At 54.0% G+C, this 18,551-nt stretch carries 11 protein-coding genes; 7 read left to right on the top strand and 4 right to left on the bottom strand.

Annotation, left to right across the window (positions count from 1 at the left end; all coding sequences use genetic code 11):
• Positions 1 to 12 precede the first annotated feature (12 nt).
• Genes WHS88_05465 through WHS88_05455 form a run of 3 tightly spaced genes read right to left on the bottom strand, consistent with a single transcriptional unit; the run spans position 13 to position 6,596 of the window.
• Positions 13 to 2,964, bottom strand: coding sequence for a hypothetical protein (locus tag WHS88_05465; GenBank protein MEJ5259621.1), 2,952 nt, complete (start codon positions 2,962 to 2,964; stop codon positions 13 to 15).
• Complete coding sequence (locus WHS88_05460) at positions 2,961 to 4,937, bottom strand: hypothetical protein (GenBank protein MEJ5259620.1); 1,977 nt, start codon at positions 4,935 to 4,937, stop codon at positions 2,961 to 2,963. The genes WHS88_05465 and WHS88_05460 overlap by 4 nt, the downstream gene beginning before the upstream one ends.
• 39 nt (positions 4,938 to 4,976) lie before the next feature.
• Complete coding sequence (locus WHS88_05455) at positions 4,977 to 6,596, bottom strand: serine hydrolase (protein ID MEJ5259619.1); 1,620 nt, start codon at positions 6,594 to 6,596, stop codon at positions 4,977 to 4,979.
• 569 nt (positions 6,597 to 7,165) lie between these two features.
• Between WHS88_05455 and WHS88_05450 the strand changes: the two genes are divergently transcribed.
• The 5 genes from WHS88_05450 (at position 7,166) to WHS88_05430 (ending at position 14,314) form a co-directional block, all read left to right on the top strand.
• Positions 7,166 to 8,215: a LacI family DNA-binding transcriptional regulator gene (locus WHS88_05450; GenBank protein ID MEJ5259618.1), complete on the top strand. Its 1,050-nt coding sequence runs from the start codon at positions 7,166 to 7,168 to the stop codon at positions 8,213 to 8,215.
• Between the two features lie 38 nt (positions 8,216 to 8,253).
• Positions 8,254 to 10,395 (top strand): LamG domain-containing protein, encoded by a 2,142-nt coding sequence (locus WHS88_05445; protein MEJ5259617.1) that lies wholly within the window; start codon positions 8,254 to 8,256, stop codon positions 10,393 to 10,395.
• Between the two features lie 74 nt (positions 10,396 to 10,469).
• Complete coding sequence (locus WHS88_05440) at positions 10,470 to 11,309, top strand: type II secretion system protein (protein ID MEJ5259616.1); 840 nt, start codon at positions 10,470 to 10,472, stop codon at positions 11,307 to 11,309.
• Between the two features lie 32 nt (positions 11,310 to 11,341).
• Entirely contained in the window at positions 11,342 to 13,618 is a 2,277-nt protein-coding gene (locus WHS88_05435) for a LamG-like jellyroll fold domain-containing protein (protein MEJ5259615.1), read from the top strand.
• 21 nt (positions 13,619 to 13,639) lie between these two features.
• Positions 13,640 to 14,314 (top strand): carbohydrate binding domain-containing protein, encoded by a 675-nt coding sequence (locus tag WHS88_05430; protein ID MEJ5259614.1) that lies wholly within the window; start codon positions 13,640 to 13,642, stop codon positions 14,312 to 14,314.
• A gap of 134 nt (positions 14,315 to 14,448) precedes the next feature.
• Here the strand turns inward: WHS88_05430 and WHS88_05425 are convergent, their stop codons facing one another.
• Positions 14,449 to 15,609, bottom strand: a complete 1,161-nt coding sequence (locus WHS88_05425; protein MEJ5259613.1) for a PilT/PilU family type 4a pilus ATPase — start codon at positions 15,607 to 15,609, stop codon at positions 14,449 to 14,451.
• A 370-nt stretch (positions 15,610 to 15,979) separates the two neighbouring features.
• Between WHS88_05425 and WHS88_05420 the strand changes: the two genes are divergently transcribed.
• Positions 15,980 to 16,504: a PEP-CTERM sorting domain-containing protein gene (locus tag WHS88_05420; GenBank protein MEJ5259612.1), complete on the top strand. Its 525-nt coding sequence runs from the start codon at positions 15,980 to 15,982 to the stop codon at positions 16,502 to 16,504.
• A gap of 91 nt (positions 16,505 to 16,595) precedes the next feature.
• Complete coding sequence (locus WHS88_05415; protein MEJ5259611.1) at positions 16,596 to 18,425, top strand: hypothetical protein; 1,830 nt, start codon at positions 16,596 to 16,598, stop codon at positions 18,423 to 18,425.
• The last annotated feature ends 126 nt before the right edge of the window (positions 18,426 to 18,551 follow it).

Below are 18,551 nucleotides of genomic sequence, written 5' to 3'. Positions count from 1 at the left end.
TAAATGCAGCGATTAAAGACTTCTCAGCCGACAGGGCTGACTTTCCAACAATTCGAGGGTCCAGATTTCTTCGGCTTTGGAGGAGGTTTTCAGGCGGCCTTCGAGGGAACAGTTGTCTGTACCGAAGATGCTCTGCAGAAACGATTTTTTCAAAGTCAGCTGGGCATCCGCCGTGGACAGGATGTAAAGCTCTTTGTCCGTCCAATAGAGCATCAGATTGGCGGCCTGCGAAGCACGGAACAGGATTTGCTCGTTTTGGAAGGTTTTGGCACCGGCAAAGAGGGCATGCGGGGCCTGATACAGCCAGCCGCAGCCGGTCTGAAGGGCGGAATCGGGCCGCAGTTCCAGCTTTCCTTTTTCAGACGGATAAAGGTCCAGATAATCCCGGAAAGTCCGCAGAGCGCCGACAATGGGTTTGGGATATCCGGTTTCCGTTCCGTCGTAGTAGTACATCCCAAAGCCCGCTTCATAGGCCTGTTTGGTCTTGCTGACCCAGGGGGCGGAGTAATCAATCAGGGCAATCGGCCAGTCGGACACCATCCAGGACATGGCTCCGTCAAAGCCGTTGGTCCATGCATAGAGGTAAATCATCAATTCTCCGACCGCCGCATTGTAGATATCGAGGGTGGAACCGTCCGGCAGGCGGGTGCCGCAGCTGTATCCGAATTCACCCAGCGTGATGGGTTTGTCGGGCCAGATTTCCCGGAGGCGGTCAAAGGTCGTGACGGCTTTCCGGAGGTTTTCGAAAGAGGTCGGCGGCTGGTAGAGGTGATGGTTGACAAAATCCAGCCGGCTGTTGGCGGGCAGGGCGGTCAGGAGACTGTTGTAGCCGACAGTGATAAAAGCCGACGGATGAATGGAGCGGAGGGCGGGGATGTGAAGGTTCAGCCAGTCGGCAAAGGTCTGATTGACGGCCTCAAAGAAGGGGCCAAGATCTCCGGTCAGGGGCAGTGTTGTGTTCCAGCCGTACAGAGATGAGTAATCCAGCGGATGGATATACCGGGTGCTCCATCGAGCCAGGATGTTGTAGGCGGCCAGAAGGGCCTTGCGTTCCTCCCGGGACGCCCATTCGCTCACAGGCGGCCAGTCGCTGCCGTGCAGGGCGCGGACATCGACCCATTCTTTCTCATAAAGGTTTTTGCCGGCGTACCGGTTGTACGGGTCGTGCTGGATGACGGCGCTGGGACGTCCTGCAATGCGGACGGCGCCGACGGTGGTAATGTAGGGTTCATTCTGCAGGTCGTAGCCGATGACGGCCGGTTCGTCCGAGACAAGGCGGGCCAGGTCTGTAAACAGCTGTGTGAGGTCTTCGCCCTTTTCTTTGGGGTGAGCGGTCGGATGCAGAAGCAGATAGAGACCGTATTGGTCGGCCAGATGCAGGATGCTGTCCATTTTGTTTTTGTCGGCGTTGAGGCCTTCAATCCAGAGCCGCAGGCAGTTAATGCCGGCGTTGCGAGCCTTGCGAAAATCGGCTTCCCATTTGTCGTAAAAGAAGTTGTCGGAGGCGTGGGAGGTCTTGCAGTCGAATGAACCGATATAGTTGACGCCGAGCATAAAGAACGGTTTGCCATCCGCATCGATGAAGTGTTTTCCGTCTGAACTGAGGCGGATGGGTTTCAGGCGGCTTTTCGGCCGAGGCATACGCTTTTCTTTGGCCTGCTTTTCCGCCTCGGCCAGCTGGCGGAGGCGATTCGGCTTCCGGATATTTTGCAGGGTTTGGAGCAGGCAGTTTTTGAACAGGTCGGATTGATAGAAATGCTCCGCCTGAACGCCGAACAGGAGCCATTGGCCGCCTTTGTAGGGGCCTTCATAATGTTCGAGGACGCCGGCGGCGAATCCTCGGAATCGGTCCCAGGAATCAAAGACCTGCAGGATTCCGGTATATTTGGATTCGTTGATGTACGGAAAGCCGATGGCGGAGGTGCCTTTTAAGGCCAATTTGGTTTGGGCGGGACCTTCGAAAAAGGACTGATTGGGAGCGGGTCGAACAGAAACGGCATCGTTGTATTGGTGAAACGGCTGAGCGGAAAAAATCGGCAGAATCTTTTCGAAGAGGGGTTTGCCGAAACCGTCGGGCAGGTCGATTTTCGCTGTTCCGGCCTGGGCCAGACAGATTTGATAATCGGCGGGCGGATGCGGAGAATAATCGTAGGACATGCCGAACTGAAGCCAGGCGGCTTTTTCGAGGCAAAGTCCGTCTCCGCTTCCGCCTCGTCCGGACGGTGAGCCGTCCGGCAGGAACTGAAAGCCGGACGGCAGGAGGACAATTTCCTGCCATTGATGGGGGCAGTCGGCGACGGCCACCCAGCGGCTGCCGTCCTGCTCCCGGATTTCGACGACAAGTTGACGAAGGTTGTCAGAGCCCCTGACCTTCAGCCAGAGGGCGTTGTGGCCCGCTTTGCTTTGGAAGGGGCCGCGGAAAGTGTCCCAGCGGGAAAATTGGCGGATGTTCGCCTCAAAACAGGTCAGACCGCCGTCCTCCTTTTTCTGCAGGGTGCTGGGGGAGCCTGGATTGTCGCAGTCCCGAATCCAGCGGGCGGGGTCTTCCTTGGCAAAATCGATAGAAAGATTTCGGTCTGCGGCATCGGCGGCCAGCCGCGGCAGGAGTTCCTCTGGGGAGTACCATCGGCCGCGATGCAGAAAGACGGGAACTTCAAAGGCCGGTCCATTCAGAAGGATAAGGTCACCGCCGTCTTTCATATATCGCTGAAGGGCTTGGCGGGCCTGACAGGGGAACCGGCGGGGCTGAGCAAACAGCAGGCAGGAGAAACGCTCCGCGGTGACTTTGCCCTCGAGAAAATCATCCCAGGTCAGGGCTGTGAGCGGATAGCCGGCTTCGCGAAGGGCCTGCTCCGCAGCAGGACTTTTCCCGATGATGCCGATGGAATAGGACTGTTCATTGTCCCCTTTGCAAAAACCGACGGCCAAGAGTACCGGAAGTACAACGTAGGCAAATGATTTCATATCTTTTCCTCCAGCAGGGTGAGCCGGTCCGGTAAATTGCTGTCGTTTTTATACCAGAACTTGATGATTCCTGCGATTCCGATTAGAAACAAAAGTGTTGTGATGGTGAAGGCCTTGTAGGTGCCGAGCATCAGCTGCATCGGCATCAGATACATACAGACCATCCAGATGAAGATGAAGGGCAGCGACAGCAGGTCGTTTTTGTGTTCCTGCCAAAGCCGCCTGCGGGTTTCCGGGTCGAGGCGTTTGACAAAGGGCCCCCAAAGTCCGAAGGGTTTGGTTGTGCAGTAAAAGTGCTCGAGCGTTTTTTTGTCGGCGGGACCGGCGACATAGGTCCCCCAAACGGTAAAGACCAAAGAAGCCAGTGTCAAAACAACAAATTGGGTTTGTTCCGTCCAGTCGGGCCAATAGATGCGCTGGATGACGGCGGCGGCCATTCCGCCGAAGGTGCCGATGGCAAAGCCGGCTCCATTGAAGCGCCACCAATAGAGCCGCAGCACACTCGGAACGGCCAGGCCGGACAGCAGGCCCATGGTAATCCAGCCCCAGATGTCGTTGATGCTCTTGGCGTAGTAGCCCATCAGGAAGCCGACGGCCACCATCAGAACCGTAAAGACATAGCTGGACCAGAGCAGCTCCCGGGTTTGGGCTTTGGGACGCAGGTAGGCCTGGTAAATATCGCGGGTAAAGAGAGCGGCGGCCATGTTGACCGTGGAGTCAAAGGTGGACATCGTGGCGGCCAGAAGACTGACCAGAATCAATCCCTTCAGACCGGCGGGAATCATATAGAGCAGGGCGGCGGGCAGGATTTTTTCGGCCAGCACGGTGCCTTCATAACTGACATAAGGCAGGTGAACCGCCCAGTCTTTGCCGAGGATGGATTCGAGGGTTTTGGCCAGTTCGGGGTAGGCCGCCGGGGAGTTGGCAATCGTCGAAAGCATGTCCGACCACTGGGCTTTGGGAAGGTTGGGCAGGGCCTGATGAATCTGCTCTGCGGCGGCGGCGAACAGGTCGGGGGACGGGAACATTTCTTTAATCAGATAAATCCCGAGGACGGCGTAGCCCATCATCATCGGCCAGCGGAAGGTCAGGAGGGTGGACCAGAGGCAGGCGATTTTCCCGCATTCTTTGTCGCTGCGGGCGGCGAAGTACTGGGGGGTGTTGCCCGTGCCCAGGCCGACAATGATGTTGCGCAAAATCAGGAAGATTGTGAACATCATCAGACATTCATACATTTCGTAGCCGGGGGGCATATAAGTCCTCAATTGCGGGAAAGATGTCATCCAGTCCGCGCTGCCGGTGACTTCCTGGGCCAGACGGGATAATTCCTCCGGGCTGCCGATTTTCCCGACGGCGGCGGCAATCACCAGAACAGCCCCTAACAGAATGAGGAGTGCCTGAAGGATATCGCTGTACACCACACCATAAAAGCCGGACGTGATGGTGTACAGGGTGGTAACGGCAACCAGAATCAGCGAGGCAGCGGCGGGCGACAGCTGAGGGATGAATGTGGAGACGAAGAGGCCGGACCCCTTGACCAGGTAGGCGAGCATCCCGATGGTAAAGACGATGCCGGCGACGGCGGAGAGGATTCGGGCGGCATGCCCGCCCCAGTCTGTTCCGAAGCGGTAGGCCTGCCATTCGGCTCCGGTCATACAGCCGCTCCGCCGATGCCATTTGCCGGTCCAGGCCATCACAAAGACAAGCCCGAGCGGCACGCCGCCCCGGAATTCAAGGAAGAGCCCCCGCGGCCCGAAAAGAAACAGAAGAGAGGTAATCAGCATCGTGCCGGTCATATCCAGCGACCAACCCATGCCGGAGATGCCGATGGCCCACCAGGGCAGGGATTTTCCGGCCAGAAAGTAATCTTCCATCGAACCGGAGGCACGTTTCTGCAGGAAGAAGCCCAGGCCAATCAGGGCCAGAAAATACAGAACAATCAGGACATAGTCGAGGGTTGTCAGGTACTGCATAAGATGCTCCTCATCCGTTTTGGGGCTGTGCTTAAAGGCTTATCGATTCATGGTTTGATCGATTGTCTTGAGAAACTCCGTCAGATACTTGTCGTAATTCGGGCCGGCCTGGTTTCGCGTCTGCACGATTATCAAACGGTTTTCAAGGTCCACGCGAAAAACAGCGGAGGAGGCGGCTCCATGGCCGACAACACGGGAGCTGAACAGATAGGGCCGGCCGGTTTTGTCGGCATCAGGATTTTCTGCGGGCATCCAGGTCATTCCAATCCCCCAGTCTTTCTGGACGGCGGGATAATACATATTTAAAGGACAGGGCAGAAACCGCTGGAGGGTTTTTTCGGAGAAAAAGCGTTTGCCGTTATAGACGCCGCCGTTGAGGATAAGCTGGCCGATGCGGGCGATGTCCATCGGGGTGCTGGCAGAGCAGGTGGCCATATCATCAAGGACGGTATGGCTCATCCCGAGGGGCTCAAAAAGCTGTTCGTGCATCAGGCGAAACGCGCTTTTGCCGGCAATCATCTCCATGGCTTTGCCGGCCAGGTCATAGCCCATCCCGTTGTATTCGTGCACCTCTCCAACGGGCAGCTGCGGTGCGGCCAAGGCCAGCGCATTTTCGAGCCAGGGATTATGCATTCCGCCGAATTCATAATGGCCGCTCAGACCGGTTGTATGGGTAAAACAGTGCCGGAAGGTGACGGCTTTGGGGCCTTGTGTCGGCCAGTCCGGCAGGAAATCCCCTACGGGCTGGTCGATGTCGGCCAGACCCTGCTCGACAAACTGGGCGAAAAGCATTCCGCTCATCAGTTTTGTGATGGAGGCCATGAACATCGGAGTATCTGCGGTCATGGGGGTACCGTCCGGCAGGGTGCCGAAGGCCTCGTGGAAGAAGATGACTCCGTTACGGGCAAGCAGGACGGCAAAGGGCTCGCGGCTTTCTTCGTACCATTTTTGACAGAGCTGGCGAATCTGCTGGGGGGCGTCCGGGCTGAAACCGGCTTCCTGCGGAGAGCCGGGCCGAAGTTCGATAGCCGCTTCTTGAGTCCGCTGCGGGGGCAGCAGTTTCCGCACCGGCTCGGAGAGGTTGAGGATTTTTCGCTTTAATTGAAGATGTATTTCGTCGTTGGCGATTTCCGGTGTGCGGGCTTTGGGGGGCAGATAATCAAATCGCTCCGGTTCAGAGAGAAAACTCAAAAGAACAGGACCGTAGGGGTCGGATTCGAGGAACTCCACAAAGGCCTTTCCGGCCCAGGCGGCGATAAGAGTCTGGTTGTTCTGCCAAGCGGAGCGGGACAAGCCCAAATTGTCCAGAAAATCGACCTGAGCATGGGGTTTGCCGTGCCAGGGATGCCACCAGGGACGGGTTCGATTATAAAGGACAAAACGGGTATCGTTTCTCCATGGATGAGAATTGGGCGGGATTGCATAAAACGTGGCTGAACGTCGGACGAGGCGTCCGTCCGGCAGTTTCAGTTCGGCATAGGCCAGATAACGGCCGGATTTTTGACAGGAAACTGTTTCATTCAAGGCACTGTCAAACCAGCGGACAGAAGGTTTTTCCGTGCCGGTCAACTCCAGAACCAATCGGCCGTCAGACCACGCAAGGGCTGGGAATGAGCCGCCGGCTTCAAAAAGATAGCCCCATTTGCTTTGCGGAACCAAAGAAAGATTCTGAACAGAGCGGAGTGTATTGGAATCGAGTATAGAGCTGTTTTGAGTCCGGATTGCAGGTTCGGCAGATGCCCTGCGAGCCCCCTCTTGAGCGAAAGAAGTATAACTGTTTGTTATGAAAAGGGTTATGTATATAGAAATTTCGGCTGTTTTGATAAGAGCAAGCCTTGAAGATTTCGTCATGCTGAACCCTTTCTATTTTTCTGAAAAATTAAAGTACTTTATCAGGCTATTTTAGCCGTTTTTTTGAAAAAGAAAAGGGTTTTTTGGCGAATTAGCAAGAACTTTTTGAAAAAAACCGAAGAATCGGCAAGAAGCAGAAAATTTTTAAAAAAGCTTATAAATGTTTATAATATAATAAGTTATAAGCGTTTTGTTTTTGGCTTTGTTAAAGTCTTTTATCGGATGCGGAAGAAAAAAACAGCCCGTAACTTCTTTTTGCAAAAGAAGATGTGCTTCTTTTTTTGAAAAATTATGAAAAAAAACAAAAAATTATTGACAAAAAGCTTATTGTGGTGATAAAGTACTTTAGTAGAATTCAGTTTTTGAAGGGAAAAGGAATGAAGAAACCATCCATGCCGCAACTGAAAGACATCGCTTCTGCCGCCGGCGTATCTATGGCGACTGCATCCATCATCCTTCGAAACGGAAACGGGCGTTTTGCGGAAGAGACTCGACGGCGGGTTCTGGAGGTGGCCAAGCGGCTCGGCTGGCGGCAGAACCTGCTGGTGCAAAGCATTCAGACCGGCAAGACCCGCACGATTGGTGTCTTGATCCCGCCCTTTGACTCGTACTGGACAAACGTTCTGACCGGAATCCATCAGGTGCTGACCGAAGCGGATTATATGCCGATTACCCTGTGGGTTGGAGATGGAGAACGGTTTGCCGATGATGGGCAGGGGCTTGAGCAGATTCACAAACTGGTGGACCGGCGTGTCGAGGGGATGCTGGTCTGGCCGGACTTTGCGGCCTCATATAAGGATTATTTCCGTGAACTGATTGAGCGGGGCATTCCGCTGGTCGTGGTGGACCATGCATTGGAGGACTGCCGGCTGGCTGATTCGGTGCAGACGGACGAGGAACTCGGCGGCCGATTGGTGGCCGAGCATCTGCTGAATCTGGGACACAGGAATATCGGCTGTCTTACGGAATTTGAGAAGGATGCCCGAAGCTGGCAGCTCCGCCGGCAGCGGTATTTTGAATTTGCGCTGCGGACGCTGGCTCCGGATGTGCGGTATCGGGTATGGCATCTGAAAGAAGAAGGAGGCAATGCGATACAGCTGGCTAAGGAAATCCTGCAGATGAAAGACCGTCCGACGGCCATTTTTGCTGAGACGGACCATTTGGCATATGATTTGTATCTGGCGGCGGCGGATTTGGGGGTTCGCATTCCCGAAGACCTGTCGGTGGTCGGCTTTTCCGATTTGGACTTTTCCCGTCAGATGCGTCCGCCGCTGACTACGGTGCGTCAGAACGGCATTGAAGTCGGCAAGTGCGCCGGCCGAGCCATCGTTCAGCGGATTGAAAAGGAGGTCACAGGTCCGGCGGCGACCATTCGGGTCAGCTGCGAACTAATCGTTCGGAATTCCACGGCAAAACCTTCTTGTTAGGTGAAAAAATGCTTTTTATTGATCGGCAGGAAAGGAGAATGATGATGAAGAAGAGTTTGAGGGTGCAGGGGATTGTGAGCGTCTGTTTGGCGATACTTTTCTGCGGGGCGGCGATGGGGGCGCAAAAGGTGATTGAATGGAAGTTTGACGGCGATTTGGCCGACACCAGCGGGAACGGACTGGATGGGATTGCATTTGGAACGCCCGCTTATACGTCCGGCGTGAGCGGGCAGGCGTTTGTATCAGACGGGACAAATTGCGTCTATCGAACGGGCATCAGCACGGCGCTGCTGCCGGTCCTGGCCGCGGATACCTGGAGCGTCAATGTCTGGGTGTATCCGACCGAAAACCCTCGAGACTGGCGGGTTCTCTGGTGTTTGGGGGAGAAGCCGGATGCGAGCAAAAACTCGCGGGCTGTTTATGCGTCCGGCTTTGCCGATTTTGGCGGGCTGATTGCGTTCGTCGGAAGGACAACCACAGCAACCACCTATATTTCTACGATGATTCCCTGGGATATTAACCAGTGGCAGATGATTACAACGACCTATGACGGGCAGATTGTTCGCATTTATAAAAACGGCGTTCTGATTGCCATGCGGAATCAGACATTTCTGGATGCACCGGGAGAGGTCCGGATTCCTTCCAATCCATGGAATTCCTATGATTTCTTCATCGGCCGGTTTGATGAGTTTACGGTCTGGCGGGGCGTTCTGACGGCGGAGGAAATCCGGAATCTGATTATTCCGGGGATTCTGGCGGAAGTTCCGACCACCCGTCAGGTGGCGTATTACAAGATGGAGAATCCGTCCGGCTTTGTGATGCCGGATTATTCCGGGCTGGGCAATAACGGACAATTGTGGGGATATACGGACCCCATTTCGGAGTGGCTGGCAGATGGGTTTAGAGGGGATGCTTTGTTGTTTGACGGGGGACAAAAAATAGATTTGCCGTTCTCGGTTTCCCAGCCGGTCAACTATACAGTCAGTTTTTGGTTCAAATCCGGCGAACAGCCCTATTGGACGGCGTTTTACTCGGAAAAACAGATGTCAGACCCCGGGGGCGGACTGGCCAAAGGGACTCAATTTCTGATTCGCGCCAACAATGGAGAACTTCAGGTCATCAGCAAAGAAAGAGATTATAATACGTTATTTTTGATAAAAGCAAACGCCGCGGGGTATCTGGACGGTAAAACGTGGCATCATCTGGCTGTGGTAGCGGACGGTGAGGCGGCGAAGGCAACCTTATACCTGGACGGGCAGGAATTTGCTTCAGCAGATTATTTCCGCAGCTCCCACAAAACCCGGACGCTGTCTGCGGCTATCGGCTACAGTTGGGCGGATGACGGATTTCTGGGGGAATGGGGAGAGCCCTATATCGATGAAGTGACGATTTGGAATGGGGCCCTTACTCCGGCGCAGATCCAGGCGCTGGCAGCTCGTTCGAATCTGAACAGCGATCAGGTGGTTGGTATGGTGGATGCGGCTGCGGTCAGCGAAGACTGGATGGAAGATACCGTTCTGGTTCCGGGAGATTTGCTGGCGGCCGAGGATATGGAAGGAACACTGGACCGCTGGAGTGTTTATGCCAGCCCCCGCTACAGCGGCACCGGTACAATCAGCCAGACGAGCAATGCGTATGCGGGTAATTCCGCCCTGCAGTGGGATTATGTGCTGCCGGCGACAACTCCGGCAGACCCGAACAACTATACGAGCATTCTTTATGATTTCGGACAGGTGAAAGATTTGTCCGGCTGTACAAAAGTGTCTCTGCGGATGTATCGGCATAAGAATAACAGCGAAGAGGATATTCTTTTCCTGAAGTTTCTCAATGAAGCTATGCAGGTCAAAGCGGAGCAGTGGATTCAAGGAATCGGAGCGACCGTCCAGCCGATCAATCATTGGACTGAATGGGCGATTGACCCGAATTCGCTCCGCGGTCCTAACGGCGTCGGCACGGCCTATGAGAAGCATTTGACGGATATCCGCTATATTCTGATTGGTGTCGGCAGCAGCGATCAGACGCAAGCCCGTTCGGGCCGAATTGACATCGATGAGTTCAAGTTTATTATCCGTGAGCCGGTTTGTTCGGCGATCCCTCTGGCGGATTTGAACAAGGACTGCAGGGTGGATTTGGATGATTTGTTTATCCTCGTCGAGGAATGGCTGCTGGGGATTCAATAAAAAAATTATCTGAAGGCGGGGCGGAAAAGGATTCCGCTCCGCTTTCCGAAAAGACAAAATCAGGAGAGATAATTATGCGAATTCGAAAGGCCTTTACATTAATTGAGCTGCTGGTCGTGATAGCCATTATCGCCCTGCTGCTTTCAATTATCGTCCCATCCCTTTACAAGGGACGCGAACTGGCCCGGATGGCTGTGTGCGGGACGAATCTGAAGTCTTTGGTGATGGCGGCCAAGTTATGGGCGGATGACAACAACGGATATGCCGTAGCGATGAAGTGGTGGCGGGATCCGATGCATACACATCCCAACGGTCAGGTGGAGGACAATTCCAAGGTTTCGCTGATGCCTTATCTGGCCGCTTCGACCAAGAACAAAGGCGATTCGCTGGTTTGTCCCAGTGCTGCGAATGTCAAATTTTATGCATTGAGTGAGGATTACCGGACCGAGGGACATGAGCAGACTTTTACGTATGCCGTAAACGGGTATATGGTTCTCAACTACAATCACCGAACGCCCGGGGTTATTGACGGACCGCGTTATGATGAAGTGGGCAGCGGACGCGAATATGGTCCGCGTACGGCCAAAGGCGGTTATCTGTATTGGGATGAGAGGGGGTCCACCAAGTTGTCCACGATTCGCAATCCGGCACGGACGACCTATTTTATGGACCATGAATATTATTTCATCGCCCGCTGGTTTTTTGACCCGACTCGGAAGCCGGAAGAGATTCAGAGCGATCAGCGGTTCTGGTTTCAGACCCGGTGGCATCAGAAACGCCCCGTCGATATTTATGGAATTGGAATGATCGGATGGGTGGACGGGCATGTCGGCCGTGAGCCGAAAGACTTTCCAGAGGTTGTGCCGAACAGTGAGTCCGGACGCCGCTGGACCATGTACTTCTACGGCCAGTAGCGGCTTTTGGAGCGATTCGGAGGAGTGGAAAGGTGTTTTGCCCCAGAGTCATCCTGGTTCGTCTGCTGATGCTTTGCCTGCCGGCTGCAGCCGCAAGCGGAGCGGAGGTGACGTTCGATGCCGATACGGTTTCGCATCCGTTCGGCGGCCTGGGGGCACAGATTTGGGCCGGTGACAATTCCATCGCGCCGCTTCTGACTTCTCTGAGGATTCGCTATGTGCGGTTGGAGGCCACGCCGAATTGGGCGTCTGTTTCTCAAACGCCGCCGACCGACGGGCTTCGCTCTTCTTTTGACCAATACGTAGCCGCCAATTACGGCTCCTCGCGGCTCACTGCCATGCAAAGCACCTGCCAGCTCCTTCGCCAGCTCGGAATTGCCGCGGTGTTCAATCAGTTTCATTATCCTTCTGCGTGGAGGAACATCTGGGGGGCTTTGAAACCGGAACATCATCAGGATGTCGCCCTCTTATGGGGGGCGCAGCTGGCGTATCTGCGCCAGAATGGAATTGTGCCGGAGTATGTGGATTTGTTCAACGAGCCGGAAGGGACGTGGAACTGCCGGGTGCCGCCGGAACAGTATAACGATGTGCTCAAGAGGGTTCGTCAGGAACTGAACGAACGGGGGTTTGAATCGGTTCAGATTGTTGGGCCGGGGCTGGCCTATCTGGACCATAACGGCGGCGGGGCTCTCTGGGTGGGGGCGCTGGATGAAACGGCCGTCGCCTCCCTGGGGGCGTTTGCAACTCATGCCTGGGATGAGTCGTTCCTGCAGGGATGCGGGCCTGAATTTCTGCGGCAGCGGTGGCAGCCGTTTTATGCGGCGGTCCGGGCCAAAGACCCGCTGGGGCAGAAGCCCATCTTTGTGACGGAGTATATGACCGGCAATCGCATTTTCCACGGGGTTGAGTATCCTTCTCCCGGTTCCGCCTATGCCTATTCAGCGTCGGACACGGTTCCGTTTGCCGTCCGGGTCTTTGAAAATACGCTTTCGCTGCTGAACGGCGGGGCATCGGTTCCGTTTGTCTGGGAGGCGGCGGACCAGAGCTGGTCGGACTCAAGCTGGGGGCTTCAGCGCCGGGCGTCGGACGGAAGCGCTAAGCGTCCTGTTTATTATGCGTTGAGGATTTTGACGGATTTGGTTCCGCCCGGTGCTCAGGTTCTGTCGGCAGGGCCGCAGGAACCGGGGATTTACTGTGCGGCATTTCGATATGACAAAGGGGTTGTTGTGGCGGCGGTGAACGGCACGGAAACCACACAAACCCGAACCGTCCGCCTGAACGGCTCCCAGCCCAAAGAATGGGTTTGTGCGCTGAGTTATTCCGCCGAAGGAATCGCCGACGGGAGCCGTTTTCTGCGTTTGACAGAGCCGAATGTGGTTGAGCTGAATCTGCCGTCTGATACGGCCCTTACAGCGGCGTTTGAATTTTCGCCGAATCAGCCGCAAAAGGTGCTGGAGTGGAAATTTGAGGGGAATCTGGCGGATACCAGCGGCTGGGGCAATAACGCGACAACGGCGCAGGGCGGATTTCGGTTTGGAAAAGGACGAATCGGACAAGCCCTGTCGCTGGACGGCACGGAGGTTCTGATAGAATTGGTGAACGGTGTGAATCTGCCGCTGAATGCGGATGATGACTGGTCGATGAATCTGTGGGTGCGTCCGGATGCGGCCATTTCAATCGGGGGCGATTATCATGCGCTGGCGCTGGCGGCCTTCGGAACGAACAGCTGGTCCAAGAACGGCAATGCCCGCAGCATCGGCAACTGGGGCTGGGGGAAAGGAATCAGTTTTTACAGCACGACAATGGTGCCGACGTACGCGAATGTTCCGTATGATGCCGGCGTCTGGCAGATGATTACGATTACTTATGAGCATGCTCTCTGGCAGCAGCAGGGGACGAATACGACGGGCCAGGCCCTGAAGATTTATAAAAACGGAAATCTCATTGCTTCGTTTAATCCGCAGGGGCGGTATTACACGGGGGGATTTCGCACGGCGGATAACCGTGTTTCGATTCTGCCGACAATCCCGGACCAGGCGCCGAGGCGGTTTGCGGGGAAACTGGATGAATTTTCAATCTGGAAAGGGGTCTTGTCGCCGACGCAGATTCTCGGGATGGCAGTGCGGCAGATGCCGGCGGCGGATTTATCAGGGGATGGGGAAGTTGATCTGAATGATTTGGAAGTGCTGTGTACCTACTGGCTTGAGGAGGGTTTCGACTATGCGGCAGACTTGAATGATGACGGAATTGTGAATTGGGAAGATTTTCGTGTGTGGAGTGTGTGGAGAAATAATCCGGAAACCTTTTAACCTTTTTTGGAGGAAAGAAAGATGAAAAAGTGTTTGGCGATTTTGATGGTTTTGGGCTGTATTGGTCTTGTTCAGGCGGCGTTTGTCACGGTTGTGGATGACTTTGAAGGATATGCCGACAGTGCAGCTTTGCAGGCGGCCTGGGTGGTCAATCCGAATTCTAATGTGACAAGCGAAACACTTGAATCGATGCTAAATGGTAAGTGTATGCTGATTCAAAACAATCAGAGCTCTCCCTATTATGCACAGACCAAGTATGCTTTGCCGGGGGCTGTATGGCAGGTTCATGGGGTTAATCTGACCTATCCGGGATATTATATGATCAAAATGACCTTTGCGGTCCCCAAAAACGATGGGGTTGCACCGTGGGGGACACTGGGCGGTTCCGGCGGCGATGTGTTCCTGAGCATGTTTGACTGCTGGGGACAGAAGGTGTTTGGGGCCAGCTATCCCGGTGATGTGACCCCCAGCGGCACAGGGTGGCCGAATGGAATAGTCTGGGAGATGAATTTTGCCGACTATACGGTTCCGGGTATGAATCTGGAGAACGTGATGTATATCACGGTTGGATATGATAAGACCTACTATGGCCCCGGAGCTCTTTTTGTCGATGACATTGTTTTGGTTGGGATTCCTGAACCCGCCTCGATGATTCTGCTGTCTTTGGGAGGGCTTCTGACGCTGCGCCGCCGGTAAACAAACGCAGAACTCCCGAAAAACTCAAAACGGAAAAAGCCGTCTTTTTTAAGGACGGCTTTTTTCTTTCAGGAATCTCTCTGTCGGCCCGCAGTTTTCCGGAATGTTTCCGGAGAGGCCGAAAATGCAGCAGGTTAATCGGCCATCGTGGCTTCGCTTTTCATCGCATCATGGAAGCTTTTGAGGTCGTTGGCCCATTTCTGGGCTTCGGCAAGGGTGATTACCCCCTGTTTGACCAGGATAGCCAGGTGGCTTTCAAAGGTGATCATTTTTTCTTCGGCGATGTCTTTGGTTTTGACCTGCATCTGGGAGTAAATCTGCTCAATTTTGTTTTTTCGGATGAGGTTGGCGACGGCGTAATTGTTATTAAGAATCTCCATAACGGCCACGCGTCCCTTGCCGTCTTTGCGGGGGATGAGTTTCTGGCTGATGATGTAGCGCAGGCCCAGGGACAGCTGGTTGCGGACCTCTTCCTGGCGGCCCTCCGGGAAAAAGTCGAGAATGCGGGTAACGGTGCCGACGACGTCCCGGGTGTGGAGGGTGGAAAAGACCAGGTGACCGGTTTCCGCAGCGGTGAGCGTCAGGGCAACGGTTTCGGCATCGCGCATTTCACCGACAAAGATGATGTCCGGGTCTTCCCGCATCATCGAACGGAGGCCGTGTGCGAATGTGTCTACATCTCGGCCGACCTCCCGCTGGGAAATCATCGAGTTTTTCTGGCTGAAGACATATTCGATGGGGTCTTCGAGCGTGATGATGCGGCAGGCGCGGTCCTCGTTGATGCGTTCAATCAGGGAGGCGATGGTGGTGCTTTTGCCGGCACCTGTGATGCCCGTAAAGAGAACCAGCCCCTGCGTCTTTCGGACGATGTCTTTCCAGACATTGTTGGGGAAACCGATATGCTCGGGTTTGGGGATTTCCGTTCCGAGAGCCCGGATGGCGATGGCCATCCCGTCGTTGTCCATAAAGGCATTCAGCCGAAACTGGAGCGTGCCGTAGCGGTAGGAGCAGTCCACGGCTGTATCACGCTGAAGGGCTTCAATATTTTTGGACCCGAGAAGCGGAAAGGCCAACTGTTCAACGATTTCCTGTGTGACAATGCCGCCTTTGATGCGGACGAGGTCTCCATCGATGCGGTAGCAGGGCTGCGTGCCGACTTTAATATGGAGGTCGGAGACCCGCATAGCCCCCATTTTTTCAAAATAGGCAAGCATGTCATTGATGCTTAAAAAACTGCCTTCGCCGGCCGGATAAACTTTGGCATCGGGGGAGTAGGATTGTCCGTTTGTCTTCATACAATATCCAGTAAGTCTTTATATAATCATTCTTTCTAATCGAAAGGTAATTATACTTACAAATTTTCTGAAAAAAATAAGATTATAGGAAAAAAGAAGTACAGAAAAAAAGAACTAATGATATCCGGAATTATTTTAATTATTTTTTTCTTGCTTTTTTTCACAATAATTTATATATTGGGACCTTGGATGAGGATATCTATATACCGAAGTATATAGATACCGAGGGGGAAAGAGAAGAGTAACTCTTGTTGTTGAGGAGAGCTGGGTGATGAAAAATCTCTTTCTGAGAGCAGGCTTCCTGTTTATTCTCATTTCCGCATCTTCCTTCGGCGCCCTTTCTTTCAAGATGACTGCAGAGAAAACGACTTTGACAATTGGTGAGACAACCTTGGTGACGCTGTTTGCCTATGCGGAAGAGGCCTCCGGTTTGAATGGGCTGAACAGCTGGCAGTTAAGCGCTTTTGCTTCCGGAACAGGCACGCTGAAAGTTGTGGCGGGAAGTGTAAATGTGGTCAGGCCTTTTGCCGCGGATGTGCTCTGGACGAGCATCAATGCTCCGATGGGAACGATTCGGAACTTGTCGATGACTTCAATCGCAGCGGGTGTGGATTCTGCATTGGGTGTCGGCGGGTATCATAAAATTGCCGAGTTTGCCGTAGAAGCCGTCGAAGTGGGGCAGGTGGTGTTTTCGCTGGGGGACGGCGGGGCGGGATACGGCGGGCTTCTTCGCGACTACAGTCCGGTCAATCCGATGAGCTGGAACAACATGCTGGGGGGGGTGTTTAACGCAGCGGAGTCACAGCGGGTCTTTACAATTGTCCCGGAACCGGGGTCCCTGCTGCTGCTCGGTTCGATGGGGCTGATGGTTTTCAGGGCCCGCTGCAGAAAATAAGCTGAACGGTAATGTCTCGTCAGGGGTGCAAGGAGTGCCGGTGCAGTCCGTTCAGGGAGAGAGGAAACCCCCTTTTTGGTAAGGATGACCGATGGCGAAACGAGGAGGAAGAAGGGGGGGGGATGGTGCATTCTATTGGGTCTGTTTGTTTGTTTTTCTGATTTTGTCCTGTTCCGTATGTGCGGACCTGGGGCCGTCTGATGTACTGATTCTGGTCAATGCCCAGAGTCCAACCAGCCGGTATATTGCCCGGATGTACCGCTGGTATTACCCGGCGATTCAGGACTGGCAGGTGCTGGAGCTGCAGGGGCTGGCGGACTGCAGCGGTCCCCATTCGACAGCCGCCGATGAAATCATCACCCGGGAACAATACAACAATCGGATTGCCGGACCGCTTCGTTCCTATCTGCTGGCCAACGGAATCGAAAAACAGATTAAAGTCCTCATCACAACAGCGGGGCTGCCGTACCGCATTCAGGATACCAAACCAAACTTTGCCGATGTGGTTTATCCGGGCGGCTCCAACTGGGCGATTGTGATGAATGCCGAATGCCAGGTGAATGCGGCCTCGGTGGAATCGGAACTGACCTGCTTATGGTATCTGGATTATGGAACGCGCCCCTGTCCTATCGAGAATCGAATCGTCAATCCGTATCAGGGCTGCCGAAGCCGTTTCGATTTGTTTGAACGGCAGATGCCCTATGCGGACGATTTGACCTGGTCCTTTGCCATTTCACGCAAACCGGGAGTGGATTCCCCTTATATGGAGGGGAGGGCCTACGGATACGGAACCATCAATCGGCGGTTTGGGCCGGGACGAATGTATCTGGTCTGCCGCCTGGATGGGCCCAAAAATCAGGGACAGAGTGCGGTTTTTTCCGTTCGGACTATGCTCGAGCGGGCCAGGCGGGCAAGCTCCACAAAGTTTGGAGTCAATCCGAAGCAGGCCGTGGTGGTGCTGGATGATGCGCCCAAGGCGCCGGCCGGAGATATTGACTACAATCGGGTGTTCAATCTGCACGACAGCAGCATGAATTTCTGGGAATATCAGGGGGTTCCCTGGCCGCCGGATGCGTATGGGACTTGCGTGAAAAATGATTATGTGGAAGCCTTTAACAGCCTGTCTGTGGGATACTTTGCTCAGGGGGCTCTGTATTTTGGCTCTTCACCGGAGACCTATGGGCTGCCGGTGATGCTCGATTACCGGGAACGAATCAGTACATCGACGGCGGATTTGGCCCTTTTGCCGGCTTATTTCCCGGGGCGGATAGAACCGCAGGGTGTAATCGGGTTCAGCTGTTTTGGGATGAATGGGGACGAAGGAAGGGCGAAAACCTATTTGCTTAACGGCGGTGCGGGCGGGGGGCCGCTGTTTACCTTTCTCAATGGAGCCGTCTTTACGTCGCTGGAAAGTTTTAACGCCGTCACAATGTTTTCGGATGTTTCAACGACCCAGGCGAAGATTGTGGATTTTATCCGGGCGGGCGGAACGGCGGCAATCGGGCACAGTTTTGAGCCGCAGTCCGATGCAGCGATTGACAATCAGTTTTTGTACAGCAATCTGCTGGCGGACCGGGATGGGGATGGGCGGGCGGATTTGACATTTGCAGAGGCCGCCTGGTCGGCGATTCCCTATTTAAGCTGGTCGGAAGTGGTGATTGGCGACCCATTAATGCGGATCGCATACGGCCCCGGCGAGCCCAAGTCTTGGACGTACTTAATGGCCGATACAAATCTGGATAAAATAGTTAATTTTATAGATGTCTATAATGTTCGGTATTTTTATGGGGGAATCCTCAATTCAACTGAGCAGGAATGGTTTGAATTGTATTATGATTTGTCGGATTTCGACCAAAACGGTGTCATCAATTTTGTTGATGTGTATATTGTGAGGTATTTATTCGGCACAATCTATGAATAATGTCTTGTTTAAAAAACTATAAAATTTCGATATTTATCTTGACTTTTTTTGTTATTTATTGACAATTATCGGATGGAGTGAAAGGAACGGTCTTCTCCAAGAGAAGACGAAACAATCCGGAGGATG

Source organism: Anaerohalosphaeraceae bacterium, from assembly GCA_037479115.1.
Lineage (GTDB): Bacteria > Planctomycetota > Phycisphaerae > Sedimentisphaerales > Anaerohalosphaeraceae > JAHDQI01.
Note: the sequence above shows the minus strand (reverse complement) of the source record. Positions and strands in the feature narration are given on the sequence as shown.

Excerpts from the sequence above, each read along its gene's own strand:
- WHS88_05465 (MEJ5259621.1), bottom strand. The coding sequence starts at position 2,964 with ATGAAATCATTTGCCTACGTTGTACTTCCGGTACTCTTGGCCGTCGGT.
- WHS88_05460 (MEJ5259620.1), bottom strand. The coding sequence starts at position 4,937 with ATGCAGTACCTGACAACCCTCGACTATGTCCTGATTGTTCTGTATTTT.
- WHS88_05450 (MEJ5259618.1), top strand. The coding sequence starts at position 7,166 with ATGAAGAAACCATCCATGCCGCAACTGAAAGACATCGCTTCTGCCGCC.
- WHS88_05445 (MEJ5259617.1), top strand. The coding sequence starts at position 8,254 with ATGATGATGAAGAAGAGTTTGAGGGTGCAGGGGATTGTGAGCGTCTGT.
- WHS88_05440 (MEJ5259616.1), top strand. The coding sequence starts at position 10,470 with ATGCGAATTCGAAAGGCCTTTACATTAATTGAGCTGCTGGTCGTGATA.
- WHS88_05430 (MEJ5259614.1), top strand. The coding sequence starts at position 13,640 with ATGAAAAAGTGTTTGGCGATTTTGATGGTTTTGGGCTGTATTGGTCTT.
- WHS88_05425 (MEJ5259613.1), bottom strand. The coding sequence starts at position 15,609 with ATGAAGACAAACGGACAATCCTACTCCCCCGATGCCAAAGTTTATCCG.
- WHS88_05415 (MEJ5259611.1), top strand. The coding sequence starts at position 16,596 with ATGGCGAAACGAGGAGGAAGAAGGGGGGGGGATGGTGCATTCTATTGG.